The following is a 21,248-nucleotide window of genomic DNA, read 5'->3' on the forward strand; positions in this document are numbered from 1 at the left end:
GCGAATCGCCCCCGGGCCCTGGAGCATCCAAGCGGATTGGAGACAAGGAGTACCCCATGATGATCGTTCGACCTTCTGAAGCACGCGGCCATGCGAACCACGGGTGGCTGGACTCGCACCACACCTTCTCGTTCTCGGACTACTACGACCCGAACCACATGGGCTTCCGGGCGCTGCGCGTCATCAACGAGGACCGGGTGGCGCCGCGCAGCGGCTTCGGGACGCACCCGCACCGGGACATGGAGATCATCACCTACGTGCTCTCGGGGCAGATCGAGCACCGGGACAGCATGGGCACGGTGGGGGTGCTGCGCGCGGGAGACCTGCAGCGGATGACGGCGGGCACGGGCGTACTGCACAGCGAGAAGAACAACACGGGCGAGGAGCTGCACTTCCTGCAGATCTGGATCATCCCCGAGCGCCAGGGCCTGACGCCGAGCTACGAGCAGAAGGCCTTCACGCAGGAGGAGCGCCAGGGCCGCTTCCGGCTGGTGGTGTCGCCGGAGGGGAAGGACGGGGCGCTGAAGGTGCACCAGGACATGCGGCTGTCGAGCACGTTGCTGGGCAAGGGGGAGAAGGCCGAGTACACGCTGGCGCCGGGCCGGCACGCGTGGCTGCAGGTGGCGCGCGGCACGGGCACGCTCAACGGCGTGGAGGTGAAGGCCGGAGACGGGGTGGCCGTGTCCGAGGAGTCGCGGCTGGTGCTCTCGGCGACGGAGCCGCTGGAGGCGCTGCTCTTCGACCTGGCGTGAGCCGGGAAGAGGAGTAACCGGGGGCTGGGTTCATGCGTAGAGGCAGAAGGAGGACACACCATGAACCCAGCCCCGCACGCCGAAGCGCCCGCCCCCCGGCTCCTGCCCGTGGACACGAGGGCCCCTGGCCGGGTGGAGACGGCCACCTTCGCGGTGGGTTGATTCTGGGGCCCTGACGCCCGGTTCGGGCGTCTCTCAGGAGTGATTCGGACCCGTGTGGGCTACACCGGCGGCAGCCAGCCGGACCCGACGTACCGCCAGCTCGGGGACCACACGGAATCCTTCCAGCTCGACTACGACCCGGCGCGCATCTCCTACGAGACGCTGCTGGGCTGGTTTTGGAAGGAGGCGGTCCCCACCGAGCGCCCGTATAGCCGCCAGTACATGTCGGCCGTGTTCTACGCGGACGAGACGCAGAAGCGGCTGGCGCTCGCCACGGCGAGGCAGGCCATGGCGGGAAGGAGCGGGTCCATGCTCCTGCCCATCCTGCCGCTGGCCACCTTCTACCGGGCCGAGGACTACCACCAGAAGTACTACCTGCGCCGGTACACGGACCTGATGCGGGAATTCAGCGGCTACGGCGAGCGCGAATTCGAGGACTCCACCGCCGCGATGTGGCTCAACGCCTGCGTGGGCGGCTACCTGAAGCGGGAGGAGCTGGAGGCCGAGCTCGAGCGCCTCGGGCTGCCGGAGGCCGAGCGCCAGCGGATGCTGAGGCTGGGCCACGCGGCCCTGGCGCACCGCCGCCGGTGAAGCCGGACGCGGGTCCGATTCCCGCCGCTTCCACACAAAACAACCCGCCGCTCTCAAGCGCTCTCCCTCTCAGAAAGGGGGCGGGCTTACATTGGTCGGTTGAGCCTGCCCCGGCGTCTTGCACAGACCATGTTCACGGAACATGCGGGCGATGAGCCACACGCTGAAGGGCTCGCCGGGCCGTCCGCCGGTTGGGCGCCCCACACCTCCCCGGGTGGTTCAGAGCGATTCGCCGAGCCGTCCCTCGCGCTTCAAGGTGAGACATGCATCCTGTTCCCAGGACTTGTAGACGTTGTCCGCATAGGGACTCATTGGGTTGTGCCTGGGCCGCCGTGCACGAACACAATCACGGGATTGGCGCAGCTGGCGCCCTTGAGCCTCACCCATTGCTCGATGCCGCCGATGGGCACGAAGCCTTTTTCATCCACTGCCTTTCCGGCCGAGGTGCACACGGTGTTGGGCAGGACTCCGGCAGCGGGCGGGGCCGCTTCGGCATGCGCGGCCCCATGGGACAAGACCAGCGACAACGCGGCAAGTCGCTCGCGGAGAACCGCTACGAGCACATCATCGGACACCACGGGCAGCCGAGCTACCCGGGCATCCTCCAGCTCACCGCGGGCTCCACCTTCGGCGGGCCCGGGCGCTGAGCCGCTTCGGCAACGGCAGCGCGCGGAGGGAGATTCCGCGCGCCACCACGCCTCGAACTACATGATGCAGAAGCACTGGGACGAGGAGCAGACCCCGTTGCCCTTGCCACACACCACGTCGCAATCCGAGTTGCGGAAACACTCCAGGCCCGCCGCGGACGGCGCCTGCGACTCCTGCCGCGCTCCGGCCGTGAAGCCCACGCCCAGACCCATCACCAGCGCAGCCGCCATCCACAGACTCTTCGCCTGCTTCCTCATGTTGTCTTGCTCCTGTTGGGGGAAGTCCGGCCAGACCGGACCTCCTTCCTATACCAGGATTATCGAAAAAGAGGAGGATTTCTGGAGGATGGCTGACGCCACACTTCAGCGCCACCGCCAGCGCCTGGATGATTTCCGGCGCGTCCGCCCCCACCCTGTGGAAACCCAGTACGCGGTGGGTGTCGCGCTCCACAATCACCTTCATCATCGTGCGCTCGTCGCGCCCGCTCAGCGTGTGCTTCATGGGCCGGATGTGGGAGCCCCTGGCCGAGACGCGGGTGCGGGACCACTCGTCCACCTCGATGGCCCCGCGCTCGTCCAGGCGCACGCCCACCTTGTGTATAGGCGGGAGAGAGGCCATGTGGAGGGTGAGGGCAGGAGCGGAGGTGCCGAGGAGGGCCGCAGACGGGACCCGCACCAGCAGTGAGCCAGGCGGGTGGAGAAGCCGCGCAGCCCCTTGGGGTACACGTCGGCCCTGGCCGCGCTCCCATGAAGTCGAACGTCCTGCTGGGCAACTCGGCGAGAGTCTCCTTGAGGCGTCTTCTGCTTCATCGGCTCCGTGCTGGCCGCTGCCTGGGGCCCCACGCTCGTCTCCTCGGCTCTCGCTTGGGGAGCGTCTTGTACCGCGGCTCCGGATCCAGCCGGTTGTCGAGCAGCTCCTTGAGCGTAGAACCCGGCGCCCGAGTCCAACGTGCTCAGGGATTCTTTTTGAAGTTCAGCTTGCAGCTGCCCAAGTTGAAATCGAATCTGGCCTTGGCTTTATCGTAGCAGTCGTACAGCGGCAGAGTCGGCACGGCGTAGGCTTGCAGCAACGCGCCAGTGGTGGTGGCTCCGGTTTTGGGAGCGACCTCGCAGGGGTTGTTGAGCGTACACGGGCGGCCGCCCTCATACATGGTTTGCAGCAGGGCATAGATCGTTTTTGAGCGTTTTTCGATCCCCGCCGTGCCCGACTGACCATGCTGGCACCGGCAGCTGTCGCCGGTCTTCATGCGCGCGAAATTCTTCCATGTCCACGGGCCTTCTTTGATGAGAGGGATCATCTTTTCGACCTCGCAAGAGCTGTTGACGTTGCGGTTGTAGGAATTGAATTCGATGATCATGCCCGGCGCGGGCGCCGCCTGCGCCACCGAGTGGATGACATAGCCCTTGTCCGTCAGCTGCTTGTAAGTGGCCTCCAGCTCGAGCACGGCCAGGTCTGTGCCGGTCATCGAAGCGAAGAGGATTTTTTTATAGCCGAAGCGCTCGCCGTCTTCGTTCTTGGTCTTCTTGACGATGACGCTTTCATCCACCGGATGGTCGAGAAAAAGTTCGCCGTCGGCGGGGAACTGTTCGCGGAAGCTGCCGATGCCGATGCAATGGCCGGCGGTCAGAACCAGGGCCTTTTGGCCGTCGCCCATGCCGGGCATCCTGAAAAGCGCTCCCGAGCAATCGCCGGCGGTGATCGCGACATTGGCGAAAGAAGAAAGCGAAGCGAACAATATTCCGAGAGTGACGAGGATTCTCAGGGTTGCCATGGTTTGCTCCTCAATGGATTGCGCGGAGTCATAGCTCCGGCTGCCTACGTCGAGACTCCAGCCAGCCAAGAGGCCCAGGCCCCAAAGAACCGCACGCCGTCTCCGTTCGCCTGGAACGCGTGGTGCTGGTACACGGGCCGCGCCGCGCGCTGGGCCTTCGTTTTCGGCGCGCTCAACCGGCGCAACACATTCTCGGTGATGCGGCAGACGGCGTTGGGCGCCGCACCGGACTCCACAAAGCGCCGGAGCCCCCACACCCAGTCCGTGCCCTGGGGGGCGGGAGCACAGCCCCGTCATCAGATTCTCGGGGCGGTTGGGTCCCGAGGGCTCGAACCAATTCAGCGTCGCACGCGAGGGATCGTAGCTTCTTGCACGGTATCCAGGGTGCGGCGAGCCGTGCCTGCCTGCCCCAGCCGTGAAAACACCAAGGCCGGGAGCCGCTGGCAATCGGCGGCTTCCGGCCTCTGAATCCATGTCTCGAACAGGGTTCTCCGCGGCTCGTTACGGCGTGAGCCCCGTCCAGTCGGAATTGACCACGTTCACCTGGAAATTGTAGGTGCTGTTGGTCCAGCACAGGCCATAGGGCCCGAGGTTGCTGGTGTTGCTCGTGTCCAGCGCCGCCCACGTGCTGCCCGTCCACAACTGGAGGCCCGATGCGCGGATGCGGGGGAAGGCGGGGCACACCTGGGACTGATCCATCAGGTGATGGGACTCCCACATGGTCCAGCCGGTGGCGAAGGAGGACGAGCCGCAGATGGCGGGAGACACCTTCTCCTCCCAGCTCCCGAGGTTGAAGTTGTACATCAGCCCGTGCCAGCAGCCGTTGCCGTCCTTGTAGGACTCGGTGAAGTAGCGCTCCTCACCGTCGTAGATGCGCGCGTACTTGCTCTTCCACGTCGCGTCCATGGACTCGAAGTTCTGCCAGCCCGTGGCGCCGTCCAGGCCGCAGTGGTCCCAGAAGCCATGCGCGTGCGCGGTGGTGGACATGCCGCTGTAGCGCCAGTGCGCCGTCACCGTCTCCACGCAGGCATTGCCGGCGGGCATATGCGTGGGCGCGTAGATGGTGGTGCCGATGGCGTTGTCGGGGATGACGAGGTCCGTCTGGGCATCGTTGGCGGCGAAAATGCCCTGGCCGTTCCAGATCCAGAACCCGCGGTCGCCCGAGCCCGGGAAGATGTCGGGGATCTGCCCGCCGGGGCGCGGCCTCTGGGCCCGCTCGGGCAGGCGCACCCGGTTGCGGCCCACCTCGTTGGCCTGGGGCTGGGTGTTGGGGTGGGCACGGCCATGAATGGCCTCGTCATACGGCTGGGGAGGCGCGTCGAGGGCCTGCTCCTGCGGGATGGGCTGACCATACGGCAGATACTGCTCCCCGCTCCGGGCCAGTGGGGTCTCCCAGTCGTCCTGCGCCCGTGCCTCGGTTCCCACCCACGACGAAGCCACCACTGCCGCCATGAACCACATGCCGCGCATACCGTTTTATCCTGGTTTGGAGGTGCGGCGGCTTTCTACGCGATTCCTTGTTTGAGTGGCAAGGAGTGGTTGAGGCCACGGGCTTCACTTCGTCCTCAGCCTCTCCTGTCGCCCCCTTCAGGGAGGGCGGACCAGGCAAGCGTGTGCCCCAAGGGGGCTCCACCCTCTTTTCCGCCGCGTGTCGTGCTGGCTCGCGTCACTCGAATTCTCTGACACCCACGAGGCCTGGCCACGGCAGGTGCCTCCCTCAATCGGGGGCGGAGCCGGGGTTGGAGGAGGAGAGCCCAGCCGTTGCCGCGACGGTGGAGGAGCCGAGCAAGGAGCGCACACCCCGTTTGGACCAGGCCGGGCTGCTGAAAAGGACGGAAAGCCCTGGATGTGTTCGCGTGCTTGAGGTGTGGAGGCAGGCGCGGGTGTTGGCGTACATGAAGGGAGCAGGAGGGGTGAGAGCGATTGTGGAGCACCTGGGATTGCTCACGGCCAGTGCGCACCTGGCCCCTGCGCGAGGGCCACCCCAGAGCGCATGGTGTTGAAGCTCAAGCCACCACAGCCAGCCAAGAGACCTCGGCCCCATGCCTTCTCCTCATGGGAGGGCGGCCTGGACAGGCTTGCCCAAGGAGGCTGCGTGGCCTCTCCACCGGCCCGGTGCACAGCTCGTACGGAGTGAATATCGGCACGGGTTTTTCGTGTCTTCGTCGGGTGGTCGCCACACCGGTGACCCCTTCAAGCCCTCCTTCGGGGGTAAGAGGAAACACATGTACAGGAAGAGTCCCGGGACGCGCACGAGCACTTCCCGCAGGATGTTGCTCGGTTTCGTTGGCACCGCGTGGCTGGCCGCTTGTGGCGGGGCGGAGGGCCCCGAGGAGCCCACGCTCCAGCACGAAGAGCCCACGCTCCAGCACGAAGCGCCCACGCTCCAGCACCAGAACCAGGCCGTCACGACGGTGACGCTGCCCATCCGCATCAACGTGGGCGGGGGCGCGTTCACCGACATCAATGGCCGGCCTTGGGAGGCGGACCGCGACTTCCTCGGCGGCCAGGTACTCCAGGTGCCGGACCCCATCGCGGGAACCACGAACGACTCGCTGTATCAGTCGCTCCGCATGGGCGAGTCCTGGCTCAACCCGGGCATTGCCTACGAAATCCCGGTGCCGGGGCCGGGCATCTACACCGTTCAGCTCCTCTTCATGGAGCCGGACGAGACCGTCACGAACCGCGAGATGCGCATCATTGCCGAGGGCACCACGTTCATGCCGCAGTACAAGGACCTCCAGGTCCCCCTGCGCGCGTACACGCTGCTCATGGACGTCCCGGTGCGGGACAGCGCGCTGAACCTGGAGCTGATGGCGGACGAGCTGCCCGCGGTGCTGTCCGCCATCGAGGTGACGGCATCCAAGTGGAAGTGGCTGGGCACGAGCCCGCAGGTCTCGAACACGGCGGACCCCATCGACGCGCCCTCGCTGGCGGTGGATGCGAACAACCGCCCCTTCGTCGCCTGGGAGGAAAGACCTTCCTACACCAGCACCTTCAACGTCTACGCCGCGCGATGGACGGGCAGCGCCTACCAGCTGCTGGGCGGCTCTCTGGGGAGCGGCACCTGGGCGCGGAATCCCACGCTCCTGATGGACCCGACGGGCGCCCCCGTGGTGGCGTTCCTCGACTCCGCGCCCTCGAGCTCCGGCACGTACGTGCGGGTCCGACGCTGGAACGGAACGGCCTGGACCGAGGTGGGGGGCCCCGTGAGCGTGGAGGGCCAGGACGCCCTCGCGGTGGCCGCCGCCATGGATGGCCAGGGCCGGCCCGTGCTCGCGGCCGTGATGTACGACCGGGCACGGCAGAATGAGCGCATCGCCGTCTTCCGCTTCGACGGCACGACCTGGGTCTCGATGGGCGACATCCCGGAGAGCACGTCGGACTGGAATGAGCATACCCGCCATCCCGTCATCGCCGTGGATCCGTCCAACCGCATCGTCGTGGCGTGGGACGAGTGGTATGGCTCCCGGGACTTCACCATCTTCGAGAAGACCCATGTCTTCCGCCGGGAGGCGAACCAGTGGGTGCGCGTGGGAACGCCCGTCCCGAACGGCGAGTACAGTGGGTCGGAGCGGCCCTCGCTGGCGCTGTCGCCCGTGGACGGCACGCCGTGGGTGGCCTACCTGGACTACGGGCGGGTCAAGGTGGTGCGTGAGCAGAGTGGCGCCTGGGTGTCCGTCGCGCCCACGGGACTGGAGGGCTGGCCCGGCACGCCCCACGAGGCGGGCCCGCCGCTGCTGCGCATGGATGCCACGGGGACGCCGACGGTGGCCCTCGTCGAAGGCGGGCTGTACAACGAGCAGAGGCGCTTCATCCGGAAGTTCAACGGCACGGCATGGGTGCCGGTGGACGGCCGTGTCACTCCCTTCGACACGACCTTTGCCCCGGTGAGCGGCGAGGATGTCCTGGGGGACATGGCGCTCGCCCTGAGCACGTCGGGTCAGCCCGTGGTGGCCATGTTCGAGCAAGACCCTGCCGGCCCCTACCTCCCGCGCATCCTCCGCGTCCGGACCTTCACGCCGTGAGCCGAAGCTCTGAGGCTCCCCGTGGCTGAGGGGGCTTCGTGAAAGACGGTGGGTGGCCCGCTCCGGCATGGCGTGAGCGTAGGTGAGGCGTGGAGCGCTTTGCGCGCGCTCCACGCCTCCGGGGGTGCGGCCGCTCTTTTTTAGCCCCTCGCTATCCGCTGTGGACTGGATCGGCGGGCGTAGTCGCGTGCTTCCAAGCAGCGTAGGTAGGTCACGTCGCTCGCGAGATCGCGGGCGGGTGCCAATCTGCGTTGATCGCCTCCTGCTTCGGCGAGTACAGCCGCATGGTGAGGTTGAACGCGCCCTGCTGTGGTGCCGGCAGCCAGTTCGACCACCTCGGATCGGCCTCGTCCATGGAGCGCTGGACATACACCGTCACGGAGCCATCGGAGTCCTGGGCCAGGTTGTTTCGCGTGCCCAGCGAGAAGCGGTCGATGGCGTTCGGGACCTGGAATCCCTGCTCGTCGTACAGCGTCACGGACCAGAAGGCGTTCACCGGTGGCAGGCTGTTGGCCTCGAAGCGCAGCGTGTAACGCATGGCGCTGTCCAGCGGGGCGAGATTGGAATCCACGTCCACGTAGGCGGTCGGGTAGATTGCATCCTCCGGGAGATTGGCGCCCAGTCCGATCAGGGCAATGATCGCGCGGCGGAGGTAGCTCGTCCCGTAGGTCCCCATCAGCTCGTTCGGGTATACCCAGCCATTCGTCAGCGGCGTGAGGGAGTGCTGCTTCTCCTTCATCCGGGCGAGGGCGTCGGGGGCCGCTTTCCTGAAGGCGTCTTGCACCTCCGCCGGGGCTGCGTTCAGGTCGAACGGCTGGCCCGCCACGAAGCCTACCCGCGCCAGACGTGCGAGGATGGGGTAGTCATTGAAGTGCGCTGGATTCTTGCACATCAGGTCCGCGCCATAGGCGAAGAACGCCTCGGGCGTCATCTTCTCTACGATCACCAACGGCTCTTCGAGGCTGATGTCATCGGTGTCTGTCCCGACGGGCGGCGGCGGCGGCAGCCCGGCCTCGTAGGCGGAGTAAGGGATGATCTGGAGGCCATTCTGGAACGCGTGCACGCTGTCGTAGTCCCCGTCACCGTTGCACTGCGTTCGTCCGATGATCCAGACATACGGCGTCGACGCGTCGATCCGTTGCAGGTTCAGGGCCGGGTTGATCGTCCCGCTCCACCCCGGGCCGACGATGACGAGCTCCTGGGCCGCGGTCCCCGTCGTGCGGGGGCCGGGGCAGGCGAAGACGTCCGTCCACATGTCGAGCATGGGCAAGAGGTAGTAGCGCCCATCGGACGGAGGGACCTTGATGACCATGGGCTCGCGCCCGAGATCGAGCCACGCACTCGAATAGAGCGTGTCGAAGTTGGGTCGCACCACGGTGCGGTCTTCCGGCCCCGGGAAGCGCGGGTTGTTCATGAACACGTTGGCCGGGCTTCGCCAGGAGGGGAGGTCGATCTCCTTGACGTTCGTCATCTGCCGGCGCGTCACGTCCATCAACACGATGGGATAGAGATATGTATATCCCTCGCAGCCGATCTCGTATGCAGTCTCGAATTTCGAATCAGCACTCATCGCCATATGCTCCTTTTCGTCGAGCGGGGATCGCTCGAAATTCCATTTCCAACTGTGCGTGTAGCCCTGGCACGGAACGAGAGATGGCCAGGTAAAGACTTGCTCCCTCGAGCACAGCGGCAAGGCGCTCAACGTCTCTGGCCAAAGCAAGGCTTTGAACTCCTTGCCGTAAGCTCCAAGCGGAGGGTTCGATGCAACCTTCAGAGAGGCTGTGCGCTCAAGGCACGTACACTTCCGCCGTGGCAAGTGATTGGGTGCCATCTTCGCCACCCACGACGAGAACCCTGCCTGAGGTCAGCAGCGTCGCGGTGTGAGCTCCGCGGGACGCGGCCATGGAGGCGGTTGCGGACCAGGAAGAGGTGGCTGGGTTGTACAACTCCGCGGTGTTGTAATAGCTGCTGCCGTCGCCCCCCGCGACGAGCACCTGGCCCGAAGCGAGCAGCGTGGCGGTGTGGCGGGAGCGGCCTTCGGCCATGGAGCCAGCCGCGGACCAGTTGTTGGTGTCTGGATCATACAGCTCAGAGGAAGAGGGAGCTGTGAGCGATTGCCCCCCTGAGATGAGCACCTTGCCAGAGGGGAGCAGCGTGGCCGCGTGAAGGCCATGGCGCGTTACCATGGTGGCGGCTGGAGCCCACGAATTGGTGGCCGGGTCGTACACCTCGGCGCTGCTCAAGCTCCCGGAGGCGTTGGTCCCCCCCGAGACGAGGACCTTGCCCGAGGGGAGCAATGTGGCCGTGTGGTGGAAGCGGGCGGTGCCCATGAGGCTGGACTTGACCCAGATGTTGGCGAGCGGCTCGAACACCTCCGCGGTGACTAAAGCGTTGGTGCCATCGGTGCCGCCGGTGACGAGCACCTGGCCCGAGGGAAGCAGCGTCATGGTGTGACCGTAGCGGCCCCCGCTCATGGGGCTGACCGGATACCAGGCGTTGCTCTCCGGATCATACATCTCCACGCTGGTCAGGGCGCCGACGCCCCCAGTGACGAGCACGTAACCACCGGGGAGCAAGAGGGCGGCGTGATCGAAGCGGCCCTTGGACATGGCACCGAGTGGAGACCAGGAGTGGGTAGCTGGATCGTACAACTCCGCACTGCTCAGGGTGGTCGTCCCATTGCGCCCCCCAGCGATGAGCACCCGGCCCGAGTCGAGCAGCGTGGCGGTGTGGTTGTAGCGGCTCGTGGACATGGACCCCGCGGACGTCCACCCCGTGACGCTGAGTTGAGCCGTGCCGCTCACGCCACCCAGGGTGGCGGTGAGGGTGACGGGCCCACCCATGGCCACGCCGGTGCCCAGGCCCGTGCTGCTCACGGTGGCAATGGCGGTGTTGCTCGAGGTCCACGTCGCGCTGTTCGTCACATCGACCGTGGTGCCGTCGCTGTAGCTGCCCTGGGCGGTGAACTGCTGTGTCGAGCCCGAGGGCACAGAGGCAAGGGTGGGTGACACCTGCAGCGAGAGGAGGCGAGCGTCGGTGACCTCGAGGGTTGCCTCGCCCGAGGCTTCGTCCGCGTTGACTGTGATGATGGCGCTACCGGGCTGGAGAGCCGTCACTTTGACAGTGCCGTCCGGTTGCGGTTCGACGGAGGCCACTTGAGGAGCGGACGATGTCCATTGCTGTGAAGTGGAGGCGTCGAGGTCGACGACGCGGCCATCGTCATGGACCCGCTGGGCCTTCGCGGTGGTCGTCATCCCCGCGGAGATGCGGGTCTCCGCGAGGACGACCCTGAGCGAGAAATCGTCTGATGGAGATGAAGAGCACTGGCAGCCAGTGACTGCAAGCGTCAAGCAGAAGGCGAGAAGGGAGATCGGTAGGTTTTTCATGCGAAGTGGCTCTGGGTTCATGGTGGGCAAAGGCCAGATGGCCAGCAGCCAGAGGAGGTGCCGAGCCATGTCAGCGCGGCCACCTCTACTCAGAGTGTCAGGTCATGGATATTGGACCTGGTGCTTACACAGCGCGGGCTCAGCCCTGGCCCAGCCGGTCCACGAACCGCACGAGCTCCGCCACGGAGTCCACGTCCAGCATCTGGATGACACGGCCGCGATGGGGGGGGCTTCCTGGCTACGGCGCGGGCATGAAGGCCAGACTCCAGCCGTCGCCGCTGCTCGAGCTCACGTCCTGGATATCGCTGCCGTCGGCCAGCTTGGCGCTCCGGAGCACTCCAGCCCTCGGCGCCGACCAATACAGCCGCCCGGCCGTGACATCGATGGCAATCCCCTGCACTGAGAGCTGGTCGGTCACCAGGGTGGTGGTGTTGGAGCCGTCCAGGTTGGCGACATAGATACTGTTGCTGCGGGTCGAGTAGTACACCTTCCCGCCGCTCGAGTCGACCGCCACGCCTATGCCCTGGCCGCCCAGGCTCGAGCCGAGGGTCTCCAGGTTGGTACCATCGAAATTGAATCGTATGAGCTTGGTGTTGTTGTAGGTAATGACATACACCTTGCCGTTGGGGACATCGAGAGCGATGCCGGCCGGGCTGTCGATGCTGCTGAGCACCTGCGTTGGATTGCTGCCGTCCAGCTCGGCGCGCATGACCCGATCTCCGTTGAAATCGGACCAGTACAGCATGCGGTTGGTCGAGTCGACTGCCAGCCCGGAGGGGTTGCCTCCGTTCGCCACGATATCGGCCGGGTTCGCCCCATCACTGTCCGCTCGAACGATTGCGCTGCCGCGGTTGTAGAAGAGGGTATGGGTTACCGGGTCTGTGGCGACGGCAAGCGCCCCGCTGATGCTGGTCTTGAGCGCGATCGCGTCGGTACCGTCCACGTCAACCCTCCACAGCGACCCGGCGGTAGTCATCCAGTAGAGGCTCGCAATCGCGGTGACGTCGATCGCGAAGGTGGTGGAGGTGGTGGCGGAGCCGTCACTCACCGAGAGGGTGATGGTGGTGGAGCCGCTGGCGCTGGCGGCGGGGACGACGTTGAGGGTGCGGCTGGAGCCGGAGCCGCCGAGGACGAGATGGCTGGGGTCGTTGGGCACCAGGTCGGTATTGGAGGACGTGGCGGTGACCGTGAGGCTGTCGGCGGCGGTCTCCACGTCGTCCACGGTGAAGGCCAGGTCGCCGGTCGAGCCGCCAGCGGTGATGCTCTGGTTGGCCACCGAGGAGAGGGTGGGCGTGTCGTTCACTGGCGTGATGGTGATGCTCACCGTGGCCTGGGCGCTTTGGCCCTTGCGGTTGGTGGCGCGGAAGGTGAGGGCATCTTCGCCATGGTAGTCGGCGCCGGGGGTGTAGGTGACGAAGCCATTGGCGCTGATCTCACTCAGCGTGCCGTGGTCCGGCGCGTCGACGATACTGAAAGTGAGTGCCCCGTTGCCGCTGGCCGGCAGGTGCACCTCGAGGGGCGTGTCTTCCGCCGTCTCGTGGGTGCCGTTTTGGGCCACCAGCGGTATGTCGTTACAAGCGGCGAGGGTGCTGGCAGCCAGTCCAAGCACCAGTCCGGCGCGCAATGCGGTGGCCGACGCTGCGAGCCACCTCGAAAGCAAATATGACATGAACTCTCCTCGGGGTACGCCCGACATGGGCGATGGAAACGCGGAACGCCAGGTTCTCCGACGGCGTGCCGGATGGCTCCAGGGTGGGCGAAGTCGTGCCCAAGGATGGCGGCGCCGCCCGGCACACTGGGCTCCGCTGGAGACAGCCAGCGTGCGCCCCGCTCTCTACTTGGACTGTCGGGAGGTGGATAGTGGACCTAGTGCTTACACAGCGCGGGCTCAGCCCTGGCCCAGGCGATCCACGAACCGCACCAGCTCCGCCACCGAGTCCACGTCCAGCTTCTGGATGACGCGGGCGCGGTGCACCTTGATGGTCTTCTCGGTGGTGCCCAGCCGCTGGGCGACCTCCTTGTTGGTCAGCCCCTGGGCCACCAGCGTGCATACCTCGCGCTCGCGGGGAGTGAGGACGGCATGACGGGCATGCAGCGCGGCTGTCTCGGCGCGGCTGGCGCGGACCGCCGCGTCCTTGAGCAAGGCCTGGGAGATGGCTCCCAGCAGGTGTTGCTCATCAAAGGGCTTCAGGAGGAAGTCCACGGCACCGGCCTTCATGGCCCTGACGCTGGCCGGCACATCCCCGTGGCCGGAGATGAAGATGACAGGCAGATGGCAGTCCTTGGACTCCATGGCCTGCTGCAACTCCAGCCCGTTCAGCCCCGGCATCCGCAGGTCCAGCACGGCGCAGCCCGGCGTATCCCCGGACAGCTGCGCGAGGAACTCGGAGGGCGAGGCGAAGGGCTTCGTGACATGGCCGGCGGCCCGCAGCAGCCGCCCCAGCCCCCGCAGCACGGACTCATCGTCGTCCACGAGGAAGATGGTGGCGGGGGTGGGTGTCATGGCGAGGACTCCGTGTGCGCCGCGGGAAGCACGCACCGTAACAGAGCCCCCTGCCCCGGAGGGCTCTCGGCTTGCAAGCGGCCGCCGTGCGCCTCGACGATGGAGCGGCTGATGGACAGCCCCATTCCCAGCCCGTGCTCCTTGGTGGAGTAGAAGGGCTCGAAGATGAGGGCCAGCCGCGACGGCTCGATCCCTCCTCCCGAGTCCTGCACGCTCATCTCCACCTGCCCCGGGCCTGGCGAGGCGGTGCGGACCTGCAGCTGGCGCTGGCCCGCGGGGACATCGGCCATGGCATCCATGGCGTTGATGAGCAGGTTGAGCACCACCTGTTGGAGCTGGATGCCGTCCCCCTGGACGGTGGGCAGCGACGGGGTCAGCGCCAGCTCCAGGGTCGCGCCGCGCAGGTGCATGTCGTTGGCCACCAGGCGCGCCACCTCGCGCACCAGGTCATTGAGCGAGTGGAGCTCCTGCCGGGGCTCCCCCCGCTTGAGCAGCGCGCGCATGCGGTGGATGACTTCGCCCGCGCGCTTGTCGTCGGAGATGATGTCCCCGAGGGCCTCGCGCACCTCGTCCAGCTCCGCGGGGTTGGCGTTCAGCAGGCGGCGTGCGGCCTGGGCGTTGCTGAGGATGGCGGCCAGGGGCTGGTTGAGCTCATGAGCCAGTGAGGCGGCCAGCTCGCCCAGGGCGGCCACCCGGCTCACGTGGGCCAGTTGCTCCAGGGTTCGACGCGCCTCCATCTCCGCGAGCTTCTCCAGGCGTTGGCGCTCGAGGAGCTCGGCCTGGGCACGCATGCGGCGGCGGCGCTCCACCACGAGCCCCCCGGCCACCAGCGCCTGCAGGCCGCTGATCGTCAGGGCCCCCAGGACCCACCAGCGGTAGCGCTCCCAGAGCGTGGGCTCGTCGAAGGCGAGCCGCACCCCGGACGGCACCCGATCGCGGGGGATGTCCCAGCGCCGCAGCGCGCGGGCATCGACCGTCAGCGTGTCCACGGGTGCCGGCTTCAGGGGCGCGAGGAATTCCTCCTGCTCTCCGCGCAGCACGCGGGAGGTGAGCATGCCCAGCTGTTGGCCCACGGCCTCGTAGCTGACGAGCGCTCCGCCGACGAACCCCAGACCCAGGACGGTGTCGTGGAGGGCGAAGCTAGGCCGGTTGCTGGCGGAGAGCATCATGCGTGCGATCTCGCGCCCCACGAAGGGTCTCCCGCTGGGATCGGTCATGAAGGTGAAGGTGAGGACAGTGGTGTCGTCCGGCAGGGTCCTCGCGCGCTCGAGCAGCTCGGCCAGCGGCAGGTTGCTCAGGTCGATGAACTCCAGCCCTCGCTGCGCCAGCAGCGGTTGCAGCTCTCGCACCAGCTGCTCCTGCCGAGCGCGCTCCCAGGGACTGGAGCCGTTGATGAGCGCCAGCCTCCGTGTGCCAGGCAGCAGCCGCAGGGCCAGCTCCGCGGTGGCCCGCATGTCATAATGCAGCAAGAGGCCCGCCACCCGCTCCGGGCGAGGCTGCTGCTCCCAGAGTCGATCGTCCTCGGAGAGGACGATCATCGGGATCTCCGGCCACAGCTCCCGGCGCAGCTGCAGGGCCACCTGGATGGCGTCGGAGCGGAAGGCGATGAGGGCATCCGGCCGACGCTCCCGGTACTTGGCCAGATACCAGGTGTGCAGGGCCTGGGTGTAGGCAGGCCCGCGGGCCCAACCCAGATCCAGGCTCTCGACATCCAGGGAGATCGGGCCGTCCTGGGCCTCCCACAAGGAGGAGCGGAGACTGGCGACGAGCATCGCCATGGCGGGCAGCGCCGTATCCTCGGGAATGAGCAGGAGCGCGGACTTTCCAGCCGGACGCGCCTCCTGGGCCACCGCCTGGGGGGGCAGCAGCGATAGGAGGCAGAAGACAAAGACCATGCGCCAGGACATGGTGGACACTTTGAACCGCATGAGGGGTATCAGTTGAGAAGAGGGGAGCAGGCCCAAGATATAGATGCACCCAGGGTCCGGTGCAGCAGCCTGCTCCCGTTCCTCCGGGCACTCGGGGTGGATCGGGAGGGCCTCGTCGAGTTGCGTATAAGCGTATAAGAAGGATGGGAGGCCTGTTGAGGGAGAGGGCTGGAGCAGAGAGGTGGAGGAGGGCCGCTGAAGGGGGCCGGCCGAGTGGTGCGCCAGGCCGGTGGAGAGGCCGCGCAGTCGCCTTGGGGTACACGCCGGCCCAGGCCGTCCTCCCAGGAGGGGGGCGGCAGGGGACGTGGGCCTCTTGGCTGTCTTGAGCCTCAACCACGTACGCCAAGACCCGCCGCCTGCCTCCACACCTCAAGCACGCGAACACGTCCAGCGCGAATGTCCTGCGCAGCAGCTCTGCTTGGTCCACTCGCGGCGTCCTCTCCCTCCCCGGTTCCTTCCTGGCCGCCGCCTCAAGCGCCACGCTCGCCTTCTCTTGGGGGCGCTCCTGGCGATTACCGGGCGTCTGAACCAGAATCGGGAGTCCCCCGGTGCGGTTCCTTTTCCGTGAATACTTGACAGAGGCAGCCGCAGAAGCATTCAGGGGAATCCCTACATTGGAGACTCGTGCTTACGCCAATGATTTCCAGTATCTCTCCGCTCCTGGCGTCCGCCTTGAGGCTTGTGCCGGGGAGGGTGAGAACCTTGCGCTCAGTTCGTTCGAGGGCTGCTTGATAAAGAGCCTCCAACCGTCGCTCCACTTCCTTTCTTGCTGTACTGGAGTAGCCATCGGCTTTTAGCGAGGCCTGTGTGGCTTGCCGCATCCCTTGCCCAGCGGCGATCTCACCCCGTGCGAACAGAAGAACAGCTTGGTAGTACAGATATCGATAGTCGCTCCGCTCCTTCCCTTGGGCTGCGTCCAATTGCTGCTGAAGTGGCTTGGTGCTGCTGCTCTGGGCGGCCTTCGCGCAAGACTCGAAGAATTTCTCTACATCTTGATCGGCAGCTTGGGCGGGTGAAATCCAACACAGCAACACGAGCGATATGGTGCGGATGATTGAATGGATTGGGTGTCGCATCAGTCGGGCTTTGGAGCGGGTGACGCTGATTGGCCTGGTGCTGTGTTCTCATTGCTCGAAGGTGAGACGCCAGCGTCAGGAGAATGCGGAGCGGATGAATCCTCCTCCTCGGAACATTCGCAGGGTGGGCAGGGTGGGCAGGGAACTACCTTGGGACATCTCGGCGGGGGTTGCTCGAAAACCTCCAGGAGTTCCTTGTTTACGGTATCCTCTTGGTATTCAGGTTCGTTGATTTCAACGGCCTTGACTATGGCGTTTTGAAGGGCTGCTTCGTAGAGCTTGTTCATTTGAGCTTCCGTCAACTGGATGGTTGCGTCCGGATGCCCGTCTGCCTTCAGCGCCACCAGCACGGCGGTTCTCATCTTCTGGCCAGTTACGATTTCACCCTTCGCGAAGAGAAGGACTGCCTGATAATACAAATAGCGGTAGTCTCCCCGCACCTTCTTGCGTGCGGAGTTCAGTTGACTCTGAAGGAATTTGAGCTCCTGCTTGGCTGCTGCCTTTGCGCATCCCTCAAAGAATTTCTCGACTTCTTTGCTCGCTGCCTGTGCGTTCAAGCCAAGACACAGGAGTACGAGCAGAATGGCGCGGCTACTTGGTGGGAAGTTTCTCTTCATGGGGGTCCAGGGCCTGCGAGTTGTTGTTGTCCTCGGTGTCCGCGGTCTCTGACCGCTGCGTGTCCTGAGGTGATGCCCGGCGAACCGCCGTGAGGTCGATTTCGGTCTTGTAGGAGATGACGCCATAGGCAAGCGCGAGTCCAAGTGAAATCATGACCAGTCCTGGCGAGGACGTCTCCAGTGCGGACTTCTTTGCCTCTCCTTCGAGGCTGAGTTTGTAGAAGGCCTGTGTCCCCTCCAGCACCATCAGTGCTCCCAATACGACGACGAGGAAGCTGAGGAGCAATGTGCCGCCCTTGATCAATGCCGCATCCTCTGCTCTTGCAAAGACGAACCGGTACATCAGTGCGTCCTGCGCGCCAAGGTTTCCCTGAGCGTACGCCTCGGTCGCCGCCTGAGCGGCGTCGCTGTAACTGGCCGTTGCGCGAAGCGAGAACCAAGCCGTGGCAACCAGAAGGAAGACGACGGTGGTGGTGATGACGGCATAGAGGAACGTCTTCTCACCACTCCTCTTCTTGCTGCGTGGCCTGATGTCTTTCGGCCTGTTGGGCTCGGAAAGAATTGTGTTGGTCTTAGAGTTGCCGTCAGACTGGAGTGGTGAGACCGGAGCCAGTTTCGAGGCTTTACCATCCTCACTTGTGTGAGGCAATGGAAGGGGTGGTGTTGCGGTGGCAGGTTCGTTTCCCACTCGTATTCTCCGTGCGGCAGGGATGCAAAGGTAGTTCAGTATACCCTTCCATGCGGTAGCCGCTACAGGAGGGACCGGCTCCCCCAAGCAGGAGAGGAGAAGGCGAGCGTGGCGCTTGAGGCAGCGGCCAGGAAGGAGCCGAAGAAGGAGAGGACGCCGCGCGCGGACTGGGCAGAACTGCAGAGGAAAGACGTTCGACTTCAACGTGTTCGCCTGCGTGAGAAGAGCCGTGACTTCAGCCGGAGAAAGGGCGCCTCGTAGAAGCGGTAGGAGAGCATCGCGAGGCCGATGACGGGAGGCACGAAGCTGCGATGTAGATCGGAGCCGCGATGAAGCAGGTCAGCACCCAGAGGCGTATAGGCAGGAGAGAGGCGGTGTGGAGGGGGAGGGCTGGAGCAGAGGGGCCGAGGAGGGCCGCTGACGGGTGCCGGCCGAGCTGTGAGCCGGGCCGGTGGAGAGGCCACGCAGCCTTCTTGGGCATGCCTGCCCAGGCCGCCCTCCCATGAGGAGCGCGGCAGGGGCATCAGGTCTCTTGGCTATGGAGCATAGGAAGGACAGGAGCCCTATTGGGCGTAGCGGGCGGGAGCAGCGCGGGGAGGAGAGGGACGCTGACGGGGAGCCGATGAGCCGCACGCCGGGCCGGAGCAGAAGCCATTCATCTCCAGCAGACACACGCCTGCGCAGCCGCCTTGCCAGGAGGGAGGCGGCAGGGGCCTGGCGCTCTTGGCTGGCTGTGGCGGCTTGAGCTTCAACACCACGCGCTTTGGGGCGGCCCTCGCGCAGGGGCCAGGTGCGCACTTGCCGTGGGCAACCCCAGGTGCTCCAGAAGCGCTCTCACCCCTCCTGCTCCCTTCACGTACGCCAAGACCCGCCGCTTGCCTGCCGAGTGTCGGAACGAATCCGTCGTTTGACACCTTCCCGGCTCAAGGAGTCGGTTCGCGTGGGGGAGGTGCTGGAGATGGTTCCTCGGGACCGGCCTTGGGCGGGGCGGGCTCCGGTTCTTCCGGCTCGGTCGGCTTCTGTTCTTCGAGGATGGCCGCCACGGCGAAAGACACGAGCCCGATCAGCCCGACGATACCAGCGAGCCCCAGTGCCACTTCCCACCAGGGAGTGGAGCCCGTGGCCTTCTCCGTGACGCCCTGGGTCGCACGTTTCGTGGCCTCCATGGCGGCTTCCACGCGCTTATGGAGCTCGTCGACGCTCAGCCCGAAGACCTCAGCGAACTTCTTGAAGGTGAAAGGATCTGGGTGAGCCTGGCCGCGCTCGATTCGGGACAGGGTGGACTGAGTCACCCCCACCCTGGTGGCGAGTTGCTCCTGCGTCCACTGCCTCTGTTCGCGAAGGGTCGCGATGATCTTCCCAAGGACCAGGGCGTAAACCTCTGATTCACTTGGCTTTTTAGCTTGTCCAGGGCTCATGGATGACCTCTGGAAGCATACTACGACCAGGGAGATTTTCCCCACCCACTCCTTTCTGCATATTATGCAGGAACGACTTGTTGACGACAGCCCCCTCCTCAGGCACATTTGGGAACACAGCAGGCGAGCGAACCAAGCGATTGGGACTCGCCCGGTGGATGGTTCAACGCGCGGTAATAGTGGGTGTCACACCGACACGGGACATTGTAGGCGCCCACACGTGTGAAATCGCCGAGGCGTCAAGTTCCTCGAGGAAAGTAAGGAATCACAAATGTCGCATTATGAAATTCTGGGTGTTCCCGGGAACGCCACGGCTGAGGAAATCAAGAAAGCCTTTCGGCGGCTGGCCATGGAAACGCACCCGGACCAGAACGCTGGCAACACGCTCAAGGCGGAGCAGTTCAAGAAAATCAACGAGGCCTACACGCTGCTTGGCGATCAGGAGAAGCGGGCGGCGTATGACCTGACGCTTCAAGGCAATAGCGCAACGGAACCGCCTGCTGCACCACCCCCTCAAGCGCCGGAGGCGAATGAGTCTTCTCCGGAAACACACACAGTCCACGCGCAGGGCGAGGCGTTCGGCATAGGTCTGCTGGCGGTCCTGGGCCTGGTTGGACTGGCCGCCTTCGCCATTTACAAGGTGATCGAGGGCATTGCGCGGGGCAACCCAGATTGGAGGAACAACAAGATGATCGAAAACAAGATTGTCACGGACCTTGTGCCCAAGAAGGCCATGCCCGTGCTGAAGAACAAGCTCAGAGGTTATTTGAGCCACAGTTCTCGGTTCTATGTGGGGGCAACCGCCAACCCGGCCTTGCGCGCTCAGCAGCATGCAGAGGAGGGCTGGACTCGCATGGTGCTGCTTTACGAGGCCTATTCACCCGAAATCGCCCGAAGCATGGAGCAAGAGCTGATTGATTTCGCGCTGAGGGCCAACTCCAAGGCGGTGGTCGAGAACATTCATTCTGGAGGGGGCGGGCTCACCTCCGAGAGCCGGTCGAATTTCCTGTATATCTTGTGCGAGAGATAGAGCGGTCGCTTCGATGGGGTGCAGCGGAAGGTGTCAAAGGATTCGTACAAGCTGCTCCAAGCCCCCGGACAATCGGCCGCGCGTATAAGAAGGATGGGAGGCCTGTTGAGGGAGAGGGCTGGAGCAGAGAGGTGGAGGAGGGCCGCTGAAGGGGGTCGGCCGAGTGGTGCGCCAGGCCGGTGGAGAGGCCGCGCAGTCGCCTTGGGGTACACGCCGGCCCAGGCCGTCCTCCCAGGAGGGGGGCGGCAGGGGACGTGGGCCTCTTGGCTGTCTTGAGCTCAACACCACGCGGCCTGGGGTGGCCTTGCGCTGGGGCCAGACGCGCACCTGCCATGGGCAATCCCAGGTGCTCCAAAATCGCGCGCACCCCGCGCGCTTGCTTCACGGCCCGCCAACACACTCCGCCTGCCTCCACATCTCACGCAGGCGAACACGTCGAAGTCGAACGTCTTCCTGAGCAGCTCGGCCTGGTCCACTCGCGGCGTCCTCTCCTTCAGCGGCTCCTTGCTGGCCGCTGCCTGGAGCGCCTCGTTCGCCTCCTCCGCACCTGCTTGGGGGACCAGAAATGGCCGTAGTTTCGCGCTTGGAGCGAAGACCCCGTGGAATCTCGTGAGGTTTGCCCGAGGCGGAGGCACCAGCGCAGGTCCACC

Annotated in this window: 16 protein-coding genes and 1 pseudogene; 5 read left to right on the plus strand and 12 right to left on the minus strand. The window is 65.5% G+C overall.

The annotated features are described in order from the left end of the window. The first annotated feature begins 56 nt into the window (after window positions 1-56). From NR798_RS10005 to NR798_RS10015, 3 genes are all read left to right on the plus strand, one after another. Window positions 57-752 carry a pirin family protein gene (locus NR798_RS10005; protein WP_375773744.1) on the plus strand — a complete coding sequence of 232 codons (696 nt, stop codon included), beginning with the start codon at window positions 57-59 and terminating at the stop codon, window positions 750-752. Window positions 753-953: 201 nt separating this feature from the next. After that, window positions 954-1,505: a peptide-methionine (S)-S-oxide reductase gene (locus tag NR798_RS10010; RefSeq protein WP_375771223.1), complete on the plus strand. Its 552-nt coding sequence runs from the start codon at window positions 954-956 to the stop codon at window positions 1,503-1,505. Window positions 1,506-2,011: 506 nt separating this feature from the next. Next, on the plus strand, window positions 2,012-2,152 hold the full coding sequence (locus NR798_RS10015; protein ID WP_375771224.1) for a hypothetical protein: 141 nt from the start codon (window positions 2,012-2,014) through the stop codon (window positions 2,150-2,152). 57 nt (window positions 2,153-2,209) lie between these two features. Here the strand turns inward: NR798_RS10015 and NR798_RS10020 are convergent, their stop codons facing one another. The 4 genes and pseudogenes from NR798_RS10020 to NR798_RS10035 all read right to left on the minus strand — a co-directional run bounded on the left by NR798_RS10020 (window position 2,210) and on the right by NR798_RS10035 (window position 5,394). After that, on the minus strand, window positions 2,210-2,410 hold the full coding sequence (locus tag NR798_RS10020; protein ID WP_375773938.1) for a hypothetical protein: 201 nt from the start codon (window positions 2,408-2,410) through the stop codon (window positions 2,210-2,212). Window positions 2,411-2,513: 103 nt separating this feature from the next. Continuing rightward, window positions 2,514-2,771: pseudogene (locus NR798_RS10025) on the minus strand (glutathione-disulfide reductase); the annotation flags it as partial. A 334-nt stretch (window positions 2,772-3,105) separates the two neighbouring features. Next, the gene (locus NR798_RS10030) at window positions 3,106-3,924 is read right to left on the minus strand and encodes a hypothetical protein (RefSeq protein WP_375771225.1); all 819 of its coding nucleotides are present in this window, start codon (window positions 3,922-3,924) and stop codon (window positions 3,106-3,108) included. A gap of 501 nt (window positions 3,925-4,425) precedes the next feature. Further along, the gene (locus NR798_RS10035; RefSeq protein WP_375771226.1) at window positions 4,426-5,394 is read right to left on the minus strand and encodes a hypothetical protein; all 969 of its coding nucleotides are present in this window, start codon (window positions 5,392-5,394) and stop codon (window positions 4,426-4,428) included. Between the two features lie 755 nt (window positions 5,395-6,149). Between NR798_RS10035 and NR798_RS10040 the strand changes: the two genes are divergently transcribed. Next, window positions 6,150-7,952 (plus strand): malectin domain-containing carbohydrate-binding protein, encoded by a 1,803-nt coding sequence (locus tag NR798_RS10040; protein WP_375771227.1) that lies wholly within the window; start codon window positions 6,150-6,152, stop codon window positions 7,950-7,952. A 211-nt stretch (window positions 7,953-8,163) separates the two neighbouring features. Here the strand turns inward: NR798_RS10040 and NR798_RS10045 are convergent, their stop codons facing one another. The 8 genes from NR798_RS10045 to NR798_RS10080 form a co-directional block, all read right to left on the minus strand. Continuing rightward, window positions 8,164-9,522, minus strand: a complete 1,359-nt coding sequence (locus tag NR798_RS10045; protein WP_375771228.1) for a DUF1254 domain-containing protein — start codon at window positions 9,520-9,522, stop codon at window positions 8,164-8,166. A gap of 217 nt (window positions 9,523-9,739) precedes the next feature. Continuing rightward, entirely contained in the window at window positions 9,740-11,407 is a 1,668-nt protein-coding gene (locus NR798_RS10050; RefSeq protein ID WP_375771229.1) for a kelch repeat-containing protein, read from the minus strand. 169 nt (window positions 11,408-11,576) lie between these two features. Continuing rightward, complete coding sequence (locus NR798_RS10055; protein ID WP_375771230.1) at window positions 11,577-13,007, minus strand: Ig-like domain-containing protein; 1,431 nt, start codon at window positions 13,005-13,007, stop codon at window positions 11,577-11,579. A gap of 219 nt (window positions 13,008-13,226) precedes the next feature. Beyond that, a complete protein-coding gene (locus NR798_RS10060) occupies window positions 13,227-13,841 on the minus strand; it encodes a response regulator transcription factor (RefSeq protein WP_375771231.1) in 615 nt (204 codons plus the stop codon). Beyond that, entirely contained in the window at window positions 13,838-15,748 is a 1,911-nt protein-coding gene (locus tag NR798_RS10065) for an ATP-binding protein (RefSeq protein WP_375771232.1), read from the minus strand. The genes NR798_RS10060 and NR798_RS10065 overlap by 4 nt, the downstream gene beginning before the upstream one ends. A gap of 1,096 nt (window positions 15,749-16,844) precedes the next feature. Continuing rightward, window positions 16,845-17,462, minus strand: coding sequence for a hypothetical protein (locus NR798_RS10070; RefSeq protein WP_375771233.1), 618 nt, complete (start codon window positions 17,460-17,462; stop codon window positions 16,845-16,847). Further along, entirely contained in the window at window positions 17,437-18,150 is a 714-nt protein-coding gene (locus NR798_RS10075; RefSeq protein ID WP_375771234.1) for a hypothetical protein, read from the minus strand. Before NR798_RS10075 ends, NR798_RS10070 begins: the two co-directional genes overlap by 26 nt. Window positions 18,151-19,073: 923 nt before the next feature. Further along, window positions 19,074-19,568 carry a helix-turn-helix domain-containing protein gene (locus NR798_RS10080; protein WP_375771235.1) on the minus strand — a complete coding sequence of 165 codons (495 nt, stop codon included), beginning with the start codon at window positions 19,566-19,568 and terminating at the stop codon, window positions 19,074-19,076. A gap of 271 nt (window positions 19,569-19,839) precedes the next feature. Between NR798_RS10080 and NR798_RS10085 the strand changes: the two genes are divergently transcribed. Then, window positions 19,840-20,598, plus strand: a complete 759-nt coding sequence (locus tag NR798_RS10085) for a J domain-containing protein (RefSeq protein WP_375771236.1) — start codon at window positions 19,840-19,842, stop codon at window positions 20,596-20,598. The last annotated feature ends 650 nt before the right edge of the window (window positions 20,599-21,248 follow it).

The organism is Archangium gephyra (assembly GCF_042230915.1).
Classification (GTDB): Bacteria; Myxococcota; Myxococcia; order Myxococcales; family Myxococcaceae; genus Archangium; species Archangium gephyra_B.